The organism is Paracoccus kondratievae, from assembly GCF_009301415.1.
GTDB lineage: Bacteria > Pseudomonadota > Alphaproteobacteria > Rhodobacterales > Rhodobacteraceae > Paracoccus > Paracoccus kondratievae.
On record NZ_CP045072.1, the window covers coordinates 341,474 to 354,577 of the forward strand.

Annotated in this window: 13 protein-coding genes and 1 tRNA gene; 7 read left to right on the forward strand and 7 right to left on the reverse strand. The window is 62.8% G+C overall.

Annotated features, from left to right (window positions below; genetic code table 11):
- Nucleotides 1-22: 22 nt before the first annotated feature.
- A complete protein-coding gene (locus F8A10_RS01745; RefSeq protein ID WP_152366554.1) occupies nucleotides 23-1,621 on the reverse strand; it encodes a GMC oxidoreductase in 1,599 nt (532 codons plus the stop codon).
- Nucleotides 1,622-1,879: 258 nt separating this feature from the next.
- On the opposite strand from F8A10_RS01745, the gene F8A10_RS01750 reads away from it, so the two are divergent.
- A tRNA-Leu gene (locus tag F8A10_RS01750) sits at nucleotides 1,880-1,964 on the forward strand.
- Nucleotides 1,965-2,140: 176 nt separating this feature from the next.
- Complete coding sequence (locus F8A10_RS01755; RefSeq protein ID WP_152366555.1) at nucleotides 2,141-2,593, forward strand: NUDIX domain-containing protein; 453 nt, start codon at nucleotides 2,141-2,143, stop codon at nucleotides 2,591-2,593.
- Here F8A10_RS01755 and F8A10_RS01760 read toward each other — a convergent pair.
- Nucleotides 2,590-3,858 carry a PP2C family protein-serine/threonine phosphatase gene (locus F8A10_RS01760; RefSeq protein ID WP_010393239.1) on the reverse strand — a complete coding sequence of 423 codons (1,269 nt, stop codon included), beginning with the start codon at nucleotides 3,856-3,858 and terminating at the stop codon, nucleotides 2,590-2,592. The genes F8A10_RS01755 and F8A10_RS01760 overlap by 4 nt on opposite strands.
- A 119-nt stretch (nucleotides 3,859-3,977) precedes the next feature.
- Here F8A10_RS01760 and F8A10_RS01765 point away from each other — a divergent pair, with 119 nt between their 5' ends.
- Nucleotides 3,978-4,328 carry a hypothetical protein gene (locus F8A10_RS01765; protein ID WP_010393237.1) on the forward strand — a complete coding sequence of 117 codons (351 nt, stop codon included), beginning with the start codon at nucleotides 3,978-3,980 and terminating at the stop codon, nucleotides 4,326-4,328.
- 7 nt (nucleotides 4,329-4,335) lie between these two features.
- Here the strand turns inward: F8A10_RS01765 and ilvA are convergent, their stop codons facing one another.
- The gene (ilvA, locus tag F8A10_RS01770; RefSeq protein ID WP_152366556.1) at nucleotides 4,336-5,574 is read right to left on the reverse strand and encodes a threonine ammonia-lyase IlvA; all 1,239 of its coding nucleotides are present in this window, start codon (nucleotides 5,572-5,574) and stop codon (nucleotides 4,336-4,338) included.
- Nucleotides 5,575-5,742: 168 nt separating this feature from the next.
- On the opposite strand from ilvA, the gene F8A10_RS01775 reads away from it, so the two are divergent.
- The 3 genes from F8A10_RS01775 to mog all read left to right on the forward strand — a co-directional run bounded on the left by F8A10_RS01775 (nucleotide 5,743) and on the right by mog (nucleotide 8,156).
- Nucleotides 5,743-6,969 (forward strand): argininosuccinate synthase, encoded by a 1,227-nt coding sequence (locus tag F8A10_RS01775; protein WP_010393233.1) that lies wholly within the window; start codon nucleotides 5,743-5,745, stop codon nucleotides 6,967-6,969.
- Nucleotides 6,970-7,085: 116 nt separating this feature from the next.
- Complete coding sequence (locus tag F8A10_RS01780; protein WP_152366557.1) at nucleotides 7,086-7,565, forward strand: VOC family protein; 480 nt, start codon at nucleotides 7,086-7,088, stop codon at nucleotides 7,563-7,565.
- A gap of 42 nt (nucleotides 7,566-7,607) precedes the next feature.
- Nucleotides 7,608-8,156, forward strand: coding sequence for a molybdopterin adenylyltransferase (gene mog, locus F8A10_RS01785; protein ID WP_010393228.1), 549 nt, complete (start codon nucleotides 7,608-7,610; stop codon nucleotides 8,154-8,156).
- Here the strand turns inward: mog and F8A10_RS01790 are convergent.
- The 4 genes from F8A10_RS01790 to F8A10_RS01805 all read right to left on the reverse strand — a co-directional run bounded on the left by F8A10_RS01790 (nucleotide 8,131) and on the right by F8A10_RS01805 (nucleotide 11,780).
- Nucleotides 8,131-8,745: an AAA family ATPase gene (locus tag F8A10_RS01790; RefSeq protein ID WP_152366558.1), complete on the reverse strand. Its 615-nt coding sequence runs from the start codon at nucleotides 8,743-8,745 to the stop codon at nucleotides 8,131-8,133. The genes mog and F8A10_RS01790 overlap by 26 nt on opposite strands.
- A 61-nt stretch (nucleotides 8,746-8,806) precedes the next feature.
- Entirely contained in the window at nucleotides 8,807-9,589 is a 783-nt protein-coding gene (locus tag F8A10_RS01795) for an ATP-binding cassette domain-containing protein (protein WP_010393223.1), read from the reverse strand.
- A complete protein-coding gene (locus F8A10_RS01800) occupies nucleotides 9,586-10,659 on the reverse strand; it encodes an ABC transporter permease (protein WP_085501351.1) in 1,074 nt (357 codons plus the stop codon). The genes F8A10_RS01795 and F8A10_RS01800 overlap by 4 nt, the downstream gene beginning before the upstream one ends.
- Before the next feature lie 101 nt (nucleotides 10,660-10,760).
- Entirely contained in the window at nucleotides 10,761-11,780 is a 1,020-nt protein-coding gene (locus F8A10_RS01805) for a sugar ABC transporter substrate-binding protein (protein WP_010393219.1), read from the reverse strand.
- A 116-nt stretch (nucleotides 11,781-11,896) separates the two neighbouring features.
- On the opposite strand from F8A10_RS01805, the gene F8A10_RS01810 reads away from it, so the two are divergent.
- On the forward strand, nucleotides 11,897-13,090 hold the full coding sequence (locus F8A10_RS01810) for an ROK family transcriptional regulator (protein ID WP_152366559.1): 1,194 nt from the start codon (nucleotides 11,897-11,899) through the stop codon (nucleotides 13,088-13,090).
- Nucleotides 13,091-13,104: the final 14 nt, after the last annotated feature.

A 13,104-nucleotide genomic window follows, 5' to 3' on the forward strand; every position in this document is an offset into this window, starting at 1 on the left:
CCTTCGTGGCGTGCTTGCCCGTTCAATAGCCAAGCCTGTCGCCAGCGGCAAGCCGTGGCCGCAGCCCTGCGACGATAGCGTCCGCGACCCGCAGCGCATTTGCCGCGATGGTCAGGCTGGGATTGACCCCGTTCGAGGTCGGCATGAATGACGAATCGCTGACATAAAGGTTGTCTATCCCGTGCACGCGGCAATCACGGTCCAGCACGCTGGTCGCCGGATTGTCGCCAAATCGCAGTGTCCCGCAGGGATGGGCAAAGTTAAGCTGGGGCGTCGTGCCCATGAACATCGCGCGATGTGGGCGAAATGCGGCCCGCATCGCCTTGCGGAATGCGGCCCGTCGCGCCCGCAGCTCGTCCGAGATGTCATAGCGAAAGCGCAGGCGGTCGGGGTCCTGCGGATCAGGCAGCACGCGGTTATGCGCATAGGGCAGGTCCTCAAGGACGCCGACAAACAGCTTGGCGCGTCCCAGAATCCGCGCTGCGATCATCGCGGGCAGGCGCAACCCGTGGCGCAACGCGCGCAACCGGCGCAGCGCCGACTGGTCGAAACGTCTGTTCAGCGCATGTAAAATCTCGCCATATCCGGCAGTAAGGCCCATGGATTGCACCGTGCCAAAGCGCTGACCATCCATGAAATAGAGGTCGCGTATGCTGACCGAGCGAGCCTCTCCGTTTTCGTCGCGGCCAAGAGCGGCCCAGATGGCGATGATCTCGCTAAGGTGAAACATCAGGTTACAGCCGACCATGCCGTTACCATTGCCAAGCCCTTGCGGCCAAATCTCGCTGCCCGAGCGCAGCAGAAGTGACGGTGAGCCAAGCCCCCCCGCTGCTAACACATAGGTTCGCGCCCGCAGGGTGAATTCCTGTCCGTCCCGGCGGCAAACCAGCCCTTGGACGTTGTGGTGACCGGCCTTGATCCGCATGACGGTGCAACGGTCGATCAGCGTGGCGCGACCAGTCTCGATCGCCGGCAGAACCCCTGCGGTACGGCCATCCATCTTGCAGCGACGCGGACAACGGCGGCCAAAGCAGCTTTCACATCCCGGCAGAAAGCGCGCTGCCATATGGGTGCGATAGGGGTGCATTCCGGCGCGATGCAGCGCCTCGATCAGCGCCGCGTCCGACGGTGGCAGCGGCAGGCCCGGTGGCAGCAGGTCGGATTTCTCTTGCGCAAGGGGATCGCTTTCGCCGCTGACGTGAAAATATTTTTCGGCCAGAGCGAACCAGGGCAGCATCTCGTCATAACTGACGGGCCAGCCACCGGTTGGGTGGGGCAGCGTCTGGGAGGAATCGAGATCGTGCCGCTCGGGGCGTTCCAGCGTCGCGGCGTAATAGGCCGAGGTGCCGCCGACCCCGGCGCCGATCATGCCGTCAAGTTCGCACCAGTTGCCGTCAAGCTGCGCCTCAAGCAACCGCGGCCACGCTCCGTTTGCCAGACGTTTTTCGGGATCATGAGTGTCGATGCCAAGTGCTGGCAGGGGGGCATCGCCCAGATCGGGGCCCTTTTCGACGAACAGCACCGACAAGCCCGCTTCTGCCAGATGGCGGCCTGCGGTGCCTCCGCCGATTCCCGTGCCGATCACGATGACATCCCATTCTTGGCGCGTCAGTTCGTCCATGAAAGTTCCATCAGGCGGCGGAGATCGCGGGCCATGCCCCTTGGTCGAGGTTTTGTAGCCTCGTGCGATTTGCCTCAGCAAGCTGGCCGAATGGACAGGATTTCCGGCTGTCCCTGCGCGATTTCGCAGCTGCAGCATGACCTGCGCAGCATCCGCATCACGGGCGGGGCGAAAAAAGATGATGGCAGTGCGAAGATTCTTCGTCACCCCCGTTGACACCTCCCGCGGCTGGCCTTAATCACCCGGCTCACGCGACCTGCCCAGGTGGCGGAATTGGTAGACGCGCACGGTTCAGGTCCGTGTGCCGCAAGGCGTGGAGGTTCGAGTCCTCTCCTGGGCACCATAACAAAAGCCGCGCAAGCCTTTGGGTTTGCGCGGCTTTTGCGTTTCAGGCCAGACTGCCATACCTCTTGTGCCCATGCGCGGCCCACGCTTAGCGTGCCTTCGCCTTGGATCCGAAAAAGGTGCGTTGCTGCGACTGCGATGCGTTACGCCGAGAAGAATGGGGAAGAACGCCCGATGATACCGCGTTATGGAACGCCGCCCGGTCGCCGCGCCTATCGCCTGCGTCCGGGCGCCTATGCTCTGCTGATCCGGGATGGCGCGGCCTTGCTGACCTTTCAGCACGCACCCGAGCCGGAGTTTCAGCTGCCGGGCGGCGGCATAGACCCCGGCGAGTCGGCATTGGCTGCGCTGCACCGTGAGGTGCGGGAAGAGACCGGCTGGCGTATCGGGTATCCGCGCCGCTTTGGGGCCTATCGGCGTTTTTGTTACATGCCGGATTACGGTTTCTGGGCCGAAAAGCTGTGCAGCATCTGGCTGGCCCGTCCCGTTGCCCGGCTCGGCACACCTTCGGAGCCGGGCCATGAGGCGCATTGGGTGCCCTTGGCCCAAGTCACAGGCCTGTTGCCCGACCCTGGGTCGCGGGCCATGGTTCGGGCGGCATTGCGCAGGTTCGGGGTCGCGGGCTAGCTGCAAGACGCGCCCTCGCTTCGCCGTTCGACCAGCACGGCCGAGATGTCGTCACTTCGCTGGCCACTGCTGTAATGTGCTGCTGACCAACAGATTGATTCCAACAACGCGTCGCCATGCAGCGTCGCATTGGTGCGCAGGATGGCGTGCAAACCTTCTTCTCCCAAGGGGTCGCCGCGGGCGTTTTCGCATTCGGTCAGCCCGTCCGAATAGATGAACAGCCTGTCCCCAGGGGCGAGTGTGACTTGCAATTCCTCATAATCGGCCTGCGAAAAGACCCCGATGGGCAGGCCCCCTTGCCCGATGGATTCGATCCGCCCGTCAGCGCGCTGCACCATCGGATGGGGATGGCCCGCCTGCACCAGCCGCAAATGCCCGGTCCACAGGTTCAGATCGGCATAGATCATGGTGAAATACGATTCGATGCGCAGTTCATCGAGCATCAGCGAGTTCAGCAGGCGCATGACCTCGACCGGGGGCTTGGGATCGCAGCCCCCGCTGTCAGAGGCGCGTATTGCGACGTTCTGATGGTTTGTCCCCGAAAGCAGCGCCGCCAGACGGGCGCAAAGCAGGGCCGAGGCGACCCCGTGTCCCGCCACGTCCAGTGCAAACAGCCCGACCCGTCCCGCGTTGATTGGAAAAAAGCCGACAAGATCGCCACCAACATGGCCGGCGGGCCGCATCAGCAGCGACAGGTCGAAATCCCCAAAACTGCCGTGGCATTCGCGAACCAGCCCCTGTTGCAGGCGTTGTGCCTCACGCAGGTCGCGTTCGATTGCCGTCTGGGTCTCACGCAGCTTGGTCAGTGCAGCGGTAAGGCGGGTGTTGGCGCTGCGCAGCTTTTCCTCCATGCGCAGGATGCGCTCGCTGGCTGCAAGCCGCGCCAGCAGCTCGGCCCCCGAGACCGGCTTGGTCAGGAATTCGTCGGCACCGGCGCGCAGACCTTCGGCAATGTCCTTCTTGTCGTTGCGCGAGGTCAGCAGGATGAAATAGCCGTACCGGTCCGATTGCATGGCACGGAAACGGCGGCAGAATTCAAGCCCGCTATGCCCGGGGATCATCCAGTCCGAAATCACGATGTCCGGCCGTCGCTCAAGGCAGAGGCGCATCGCTTCACGGCTGTTTGCGGCCTCTGCCACCTGATAGCCTGCGCGGGTCATCTGGACCGCCAGTGTCCGCCGCTGTGCCCGGCTGTCATCGACAATCAGCACCAGCCTTTGGGTCTGGGGCGCAGGATTCGGTGCATGGCCATCAGCGATCATCATGCTGACGGGTTTAGCTCCACCGGGCTGAATGTTCGGTTAATTTATACCATTTTCAGTATTAACCGGATGTAGACGGATTCGCTGTTACGAAGGTCGCGTGATTCTGTCGGAGGGTGTCCGTGCTGGACTGGAACCGTATCAACGAACTGCGTGACGAAGTCGGTGATGACGAGTTTCAGTTGATTCTGGAGCTGTTTCTGGACGAGGTCGAAGGGGTCATTATGCGCTTGTCGCCTCTGGATGCGCTGCGCCTGGAAACCGATCTGCATTTCCTCAAAGGCTGCGCCTGGAGCCTGGGCTTTGCGGTTTTCGGCTGTCTTTGTGACGCGGGTGAGCGTCAGGCGGCCGAAGGGCACCCGGAAAAGGTCGATGTTGAGGCCTTGCTTGCCTGTTACTCGGAATCAAAACAGGCGCTGATGGGCCGGTTTGGCGGGACACGGCGGACCTGTCAGCAAGGCGGCCGTGTCTGAGATGCGATTAGATCAGGAATTCCGCCAGTACCGGATCACGGGTGATGTCGCGATAGCCGATCCCCGCAGCCTCCAGCCGCTCGCGCAGCCGGTCGAGGTTTTCGGGGGCCGTAGTCTCGATACCGATCAGGACCGAGCCAAAGTTGCGGGCCGATTTCTTAAGATATTCAAAACGGGCGATATCGTCCTCGGGGCCGAGCAACTGCAGGAAATCACGCAGCGCGCCGGGGCGCTGGGGCATACGCAGAATGAAATACTGCTTGAGTCCCGAAAATCTCTGGGCGCGCTCTTTGACCTCGGGCAGGCGCTCGAAATCGAAATTCCCGCCCGAGCACAGGCAGACCACGCGTTTGCCTGCCAGATCGGGCATGTCGCGCAGCACGTCGATGGCAAGCGCCCCAGCAGGTTCCAGGACGATCCCTTCGATGTTCAGCATTTCCAGCATAGTGGCGCAGATGCGGTCTTCGGGCGCGGTATGGACATCGTTCGCCGCAAAGTGCGACAGGGCGCGGAAGGGCAAATCACCGATTCGCGCCACGGCGGCGCCATCGACGAAATTATCGACCGAGGGCAGGGTGACGGGCGCGCCCGATTGCAAGGCCTCGCGCAGGCTCGCGCCCCCTTCTGGCTCGGCGAATTCGGCGCGGGTCCGGGGGGCCAGCTCGCCAAACAGCCGGGTGACGCCTGCGGCAAGCCCGCCGCCGCCGACCGGCAGGATGATCAGATCCGGCGCCCCGCCAAGCTGGTCCAGAAGCTCCAACCCGACTGTGGCCTGGCCCTCGATGATGTCTGCATCGTCAAAGGGCGAAAGAAAGGTCGCGCGTTGGGCGCGGGCAAAGTCCTGCGCAGCGGCCAGCGTCTGGTCGAAATAGTCGCCTGCAAGCACGATCTCGATCGCATCGCCGCCAAAGATGCGGGTCTTGTCGATCTTTTGCTTCGGCGTGGTGACCGGCATGAAAATCGTGCCCTTGGTGCCGAAATGGCGGCAGGCATAGGCCATGCCCTGGGCATGGTTGCCGGCGCTGGCACAGACGAAATGCCCCTTTGCCCCGCCGCTGATCTTGCGCATGGCGTTGAAGGCGCCGCGCAGTTTGTAGCTGCGCACGGGTGTCAGGTCTTCACGCTTCAGCCAGATTTCGGCCCCGTATTTGGCCGAAAGGTGGTCGTTCTTTTGCAGGGGCGTCGGCTCGAAGAGGTCGCGCAGCGCGATCTCTGCCTGGCGGACAGAGGCGGCAAAGTTTTCCATGAATTCGCGAATGACCCGTTTTTTCCCGATTGGCAAGAGAGAACAGGGGCTGATAGCCCTATCAAAACGGGTACGATGGCACGGGTAAAGGGCGTTTTGTCGTGCTCCTCTTGTGACACACCGCGAATGATCCTATTCCCTGCCGAAATTCCATTGGGGGTTATCTGCATGTCCGACGCGCCGAAGAAAGTCGTCCTTGCCTATTCGGGTGGGCTCGACACCTCGATCATCCTGAAATGGCTGCAGACCGAATACGGCTGCGAGGTCATCACTTTTACCGCCGACCTTGGCCAGGGCGAAGAGCTGGAGCCGGCGCGCCAAAAGGCCGAGTTGCTGGGCATCAAGCCGGAAAACATCCATATTGTCGATGTGCGCGAAGAATTCGTGCGCGACTTTGTTTTCCCGATGTTCCGCGCCAACGCGGTCTACGAGGGGCTGTATCTGCTGGGCACCTCGATTGCGCGCCCGCTGATTTCGAAACATCTGGTCGATATCGCGCACCGTCACGGTGCAGATGCCGTCGCCCATGGCGCGACAGGTAAAGGCAACGACCAGGTGCGGTTCGAACTGTCCGCCTATGCGCTTGACCCCTCGATCAAGGTGATCGCGCCGTGGCGGGAATGGGACCTGACCTCGCGTACCAAGCTGATCGAATTCGCCGAGGCGAACCAGATCCCGATTGCCAAGGACAAACGCGGCGAGGCCCCGTTCAGCGTCGATGCCAACCTGCTGCACACCAGCAGCGAGGGCAAAGCGCTTGAAAACCCGGCCGAGGAGGCGCCCGATTACGTCTATCAGCGCACGGTCAGCCCCGAGGACGCACCCGACCAGCCCGAATATATCGAGATCGGCTTTGAGCGTGGCGATGCCGTGTCGATCAATGGCGAGGCACTGTCGCCCGCCACCCTGCTGACCCGGCTGAACGAATACGGCCGCACGCATGGTATCGGCCGGCTCGACTTTGTCGAGAACCGCTTTGTCGGGATGAAGTCGCGTGGCATTTACGAAACCCCCGGCGGCACGATCCTGCTAGAGGCCCATCGCGGTATCGAACAGATCACGCTGGACAGCGGCGCGGGCCACCTCAAGGACTCGATCATGCCGCGCTATGCCGAGCTGATCTATAACGGTTTCTGGTTCAGCCCCGAGCGTGAGATGCTGCAGGCGCTGATCGACAAAAGTCAGGAACATGTGACCGGCACCGTGCGGCTCAAACTCTATAAGGGCAGCGTTCATACGGTTGGCCGCTGGTCGGATCACTCGCTTTATAGCGAACGTCACGTCACCTTCGAGGATGACGCCGGCGCATACGATCAGAAAGATGCGGCGGGCTTTATCCGGTTGAACGCGCTGCGGCTCAAGCTGGTCGCGAACCGGAACGCGCGGTTCAAGTAACCGCAGCCAGATCCTTACCTCAAAGGCCGCGGACAAACCCGCGGCCTTTCATATGCTGGAACCTCGCCACTCCTGAAACGTTTGCCCCCAGCCAACGGTTCAGGGAGGAGCTTGCGATGACCGTACCCAAGAACACCGTCTGCATCTGGTATGACAAGGACGCAGAAGAGGCCGCCCGCTTTTACGCCGAAACCTTTCCCGACAGCGCTGTCACCGCAATTCGACGGGCGCCAAGTGACTACCCCTCAGGCAAGGCAGGCGATGTGCTGGTAGTGGAATTCACCGTCGCGGGCATTCCCTGTATCGGGCTGAATGGCGGTCCGGTCTTTCAGCATAGTGAGGCATTCTCGTTCCAGATCGCGACCGAGGATCAGGCGGAAACCGACCGTTACTGGGACGCGATCGTCGGCAACGGCGGCCAGGAAAGCGCCTGTGGCTGGTGCAAGGACAAATGGGGCATCTCGTGGCAGATTACTCCCCGAGTGCTGACCGAGGCACTTGCCGTCGGAGGGGATGAGGCGAAGCGCGCATTCGAGGCGATGATGCAGATGACCCGCATCGACGTCGCGGGCATCGAGGCGGCGCGGCGCAGCTGAGATCCGCTTTTCTTCGGACGCGGGCTGGGCCAAGATATCGCCATGACCCAAAGTTCCGCCATCCGCCCCGCCCATATTGCCATTGTCACCGTCTCGGACCGCGCCTCTCGCGGGGAATATGAGGACAAAGGCGGGCCTGGGGCCGAGGATTGGCTGCGCGCGACCATCACCTCGCCCATGATCGTCAGCCGCCGCATCATCCCCGACGGGCGCGAAACGGTCGCCGACTGTTTGCGTGACCTTGCCGATCATCAGGGCGCCGATCTCATTCTGATCACCGGCGGCACCGGCCCCGCCCCGCGCGACCAGACGCCCGAGGCTGTCGCAGATGTGATTGAAAAGGAGCTGCCGGGTTTTGGCGAAGAGATGCGCCGCGCCAGCCTGCGCGAGGTTCCGACCGCCATCCTGTCGCGCCAGACTGCCGGCATCCGGGGGGCTTCGTTGCTTATAACGCTACCGGGCAAACCCTCAGCCATCGCCACCTGCCTCGATGCGGTTTTCGCAGCAGTGCCCTATTGCCTTGACCTGATCGGCGCTGCCTGGATCGAAACCGACCCGGCGTACATCAAGGCGTTTCGGCCAAAGAAATAGACTCTGGCTGCACAACCAGATCGGCCGTCATAGATTCGCGCAGCACCACCTCGGCATTGCCCAGGTCGTTTTCCAGATGCGCCGTCACTTCGGCCGGCGAACGACTCAGCCCCTGCCAGCGCGCGGTCAGGCGGCGGCGCAACTCGTCCTGGGGCACATCCAGCATCACCGACAGATCCCAAAGTCCGGCCAGCTGTCGCCATGGCACGCGATCAAGCAGCAGGTAATTGCCCTCGACCACGATCAGCCGGGTTTCCGCTTCGACCCGCCCGGCACCGGCAATGGCCAGATCCCGCTCGCGGTCGAAAAGCGGGTAGATCACCTCGCCCCCGGTTTTCAGGCGCTCGATCAGCTTGACGAAACCGGCGGCGTCAAATGTCTCGGGCGCGCCCTTGCAGCTGCGTAAGCCATCCCGGTCCAACAGCCGATTGTCCAGGTGAAACCCGTCCATCGGAACCAGAACCGCGCCGGATAGTCTCGCAACCAGCTGCGCGGCCAGTGTCGACTTCCCCGAACCCGGCGCGCCTGCAATCGCGACCACCCGCCGACCGGGGCCCAACTGTGCAATCCGATCCAGTATTTCTTCCATGCAAAAATATCCCGGGGGGAGTCCAAAGGACGGGGGGCAGAGCCCCCCGCGACCACGCAACTCAGGCTGCCGTTGCCGCCTCGTCCGGTACCTTGGCGCCGGTCATAAAGGCAACTGCATCCGACATCGAATAATCCTGCGGCCGGATCACGCACAGCCGTCGGCCCAGCCGGTGAATGTGGATGCGGTCCGCGACCTCAAAGACATGCGGCATATTGTGGCTGATCAGGATGATCGGGATGCCGCGCGCGCGCACGTCGCGGATCAGCTCCAGCACGCGGCGGCTTTCCTTGACCCCCAGCGCTGCTGTCGGTTCGTCAAGGATCACCACTTTCGAACCAAACGCCGCGGCCCGGGCCACCGCGACGCCCTGACGCTGGCCCCCCGACAACGTCTCGACCGCCTGATTGATGTTCTGGATGGTCATCAACCCCAGTTCATTCAACTTTTCGCGGGCGAATTTTTCCATGGCCGGACGGTCAAGCTTGCGAAACCACTTGCCCATGATGCCGGGTTTGCGCAGTTCACGCCCCATGAACATGTTGTCTGCGATGGACAGGGCAGGGGACATGGCCAACGTCTGATAGACGCATTCGATCCCTGACGCCCGCGCATCCAGCGGGCTTGCGAACCGGACCTGCCGTCCCTCCAGCATGATCTCGCCTTCATCGGGCTGGATCGCCCCTGACAGGGCCTTGATGAGTGAGGATTTGCCCGCGCCGTTATCGCCGATGACAGCCAGAATCTCGCCCGGCATCAGGTCAAAGTCGCAGTGGTCCAGCGCAGTGACCTTGCCATAGCGCTTGACGAGGCCGCGCGCCTTCAAAAGCGGTTCCCGGGTCATGCCGATGCCTTTCTGATCCATTGATCCACCGCCACGGCGATGATGATGAGCATGCCGATAAGGAAAAAGGTCCATTGCGGGTCAGTGCCGACCATCTTCAGCCCCATCTCAAAGACGCCGACGATCAGCGCGCCAAAGAACATGCCGACGATCGAACCGCGCCCGCCAAAGAGGCTGATCCCGCCGATCACCACGGCAGTAATCGACTGGATATTGCCTAACTGCCCGGTCGAGGCCGAGGGTGAGACCGAGCCGAACCGGCCGATCATTACCCAGCCGGCGATGGCGCAGAACAGCCCGGCCAGCGCATAGACCTGAATAAGCACGCGACGGGTTCGTACGCCGGCCAGCTCGGCCGCTTCGGGATCATCTCCCACGGCATAGACATGTCGGCCCCAGGCTGTGTGGCGCAGCACATAGGCAAGTAGCGCGACCAGCGCGATCATCAGAAAGACGGCGTAGAGGATCTTCACCCCGCCGGGTTGGATCGAATAGCCCCAGAATTGCAGGGCCGGTGCCTCGGCCGCGATTTCCGATGAACGGATCGTCTCATTGGCGGAATAGATATAGTTCGCCGCCAGAATGATCTGCCAGGTGCCGAGTGTCACGATAAAGGGCGGCAGTTTGACCCGTGCGACCAGCCAGCCGTTGGCAAAGCCCATCGCCGTCCCCGCTGCAAGCCCCAGTGCGATCGAAAGTGGCGCCGGGATGCCATAGCGAAAGGTGAACTGTCCCATCAGCACCGATGAAAAGACGGCGATCGCCCCGACCGACAGGTCAATCCCGGCAGTCAGTACCACCAGTGACTGGGCGCAGCCCAGAATACCGACGATGACAAGTTGCTGCAGGATCGTGGACAGTGTGACGGCCCTGAAGAAGTTTTCCTCCTTCAGGCCAAAGATGATGATCGCCGCGATCAGCACGATCATCGGCACAGCCGAGGGTGTCATATGCAGCCAGTGCTGCAGGCGCTTCAGGGCGGATTTTGGTTCGTGAAATTCGGCAACCTTGTCCGAGGCGCCGCGCAGGCCCTCCTCGTAGCTGGCGGCCGTCTTGGTGTCGGATGACATGGACGGTCTTCTCCCTTGAAGGACGCCACCCCCCGCGGCGCCCGCTGCCTGTGATCGGGCAGGGCGCGCCTTCGCGCCCCGCCCCGCGGTTCAGCCGGGCATCAGCCCCAGCAAAGCTCGGTGCCCTTGGTGCTGTCGATGGATTCGATGCCCTCGGCCGGCTTGTCGGTGACAAGCTGCACGCCGGTATCGACGAAATCCTTGCCTTCGGTCGGTGCGGGGCGGGTGCCATCTTTCGCAAAGGCGGCAATTGCCTCGATCCCTTTCGACGCCATATCCAGCGGATATTGCTGCGACGTGGCGCCGATTACCCCGTCTTTGACGTTCTGCACGCCGGGGCAGCCGCCATCGACAGATACGATCAGCACATCCTTTTCGCGACCAATGGCCTTCAGCGCCTCATAGGCCCCGGCGGCGGCCGGTTCGTTGATGGTATAGACCAGATTGATGTCGGGATCCTTGGCCAGCAAGGTCTCCATTGCCTTCAGCCCGCCTTCTTCGTTGCCCGAGGTGACCTCATGACCGACGATGCGCGGATCGGTCTCATCGCCCCATTTGTTCGGGTCGCCCAGTTCAATGCCAAAACCTTGCAGGAAGCCCTGATCGCGCAGCACATCGACCGAGGGCTGCGAGATGCCCAGATCCAGCATGGCGATCCTGGCCTCGGCGGCCTTGTCGCCCAGCGTTGCCTTTGCCCACTGGCCGATCAGCTCACCCGCCTTGAAGTTGTCGGTGGCAAAGGTCGCATCCGCCGCGTCGATCGGGTCGAGCGGTGTGTCCAGTGCGATGACCAACAGGCCCGCATCCCGCGCCGCCTTGACGGAATCGACGATTGCCTTGGTGTCCGAAGCGGTGATCAGGATGCCCCTGGCGCCGTCGGCGATACAGGCTTCGACCGCCGCGACCTGGCTTTCGTGGTCGCCGTCAATGCGTCCGGCATAGGATTTCAGCTCGATCCCAAGTTCGGCCGCCTTGGCTTGGGCACCCTCTTTCATTTTGACGAAGAAGGGGTTGGTGTCGGTCTTGGTGATCAGGCAGGCGCTTTCCGCCTGCGCCATACCCGCCAGCAGGGTCAGTGCCGTGCCCGCCAGCGCTGCACGCAGCAATCCAGTCTTGGTCATGTGGTTTTCCTCCTCTCGGCCATAGGGGCCGCCATTGCCTGCGGAAGGCTGCCGAACAAAAGGTGGCTTGTCAATAAATCAATTTCGTTGATTTATAGGGTGAGAGGAGAAAAGCCATGCCCACGACCATGCCAGCCGGATCGACCCCCCAAGGGGTGCGGGGCCAGAATGAGCGCCTGATTCTGTGGTTGATCCGCCGCAATGGCCCGATGCCGCGCGCCGCGCTTGCGCAGGCAATGGGCCTGTCGGCACAGGCCGTCTCAAACATCACGCGTGAGTTGATCGCTGCGGGTCTCTTGGACGCAGGGGGCGAGCGGCGGCGCGGCAAGGTCGGTCAGCCGCTGTTGCCGCTGGCACTTGCGCCCGAGGGGGCGCTGTTTCTGGGTCTCAAGGTCGGGCGCAGGCTGGCCGAGCTGGTGCTGGTCGATTTTGCAGGGCAGATCAGACAGATGCGGGTGCTGCCTCATGCCTTTCCCCATCCTGACGCGATCCGCGACTTTGCCATCGCCAGCGCGGGCGAGATTCTTGCCGGGCTAACCGAGGCGCAGCGTGCGCGTCTGTCGGGCATGGGCATCGCAAGCCCCTTTTATCTGTGGGATTGGGCGAGAGAGATGGAGCCCTGGCGCGGCCGCGACCTGCGCGCCGAGCTGGCCGAAGTGCTGGACATGCCGGTCTGGCTGGAAAACGACGGCTCCTGTGCCTGCGGGGCCGAGATGATGTTCGGGACGGCCGAGCTGCCCGAAAATTTCCTGTATTTCTACATTGCCCATTTTGCCGGGGGCGGCGTCGTGCTGGACGGGCGCTTGCGGCTTGGGCCGTCGCGCAATGCAGGGGCAATGGGTTCATTTCCGGTACCGGGCGGGCGCCAGGTGCTGGATGTGGCCTCGGTTTCGGTGCTTGAGGCGGCGCTGGGCCATGACCTGCCGCTGGATGACGCGGCATGGGACCTGCCGCCTGATATCCTGTGTGAATGGCTGGACAAATCGGCACAGGTGCTGTCCCATGCAGCCTTAGGAGCGGTGGCCGCTCTGGACTTTCCGCTGGTGGTGATCGACGGTGCAATGCCGGACAAATTGCGCGCTGCGCTGGTCGAGGCGACCTCCGCCAGTCTGGCCCGGATGCGTCACCACGGCGTGACCTTGCCCGAGGTACGCGCCGGAACCCTAGGCCGCAGTGCCCGTGCATTGGGCGCTGCTGCTTTGCCGCTGGGGGCGGGGTTCATGCCGGGCGGCACCTTCTCTGCCCCCCGTCCGGGCCGGATCGGGCAGGAAACCCAGGGGGCGCCTTTGCGTTCCCCCGATGACAGGTGAAGAAAGGATGACCC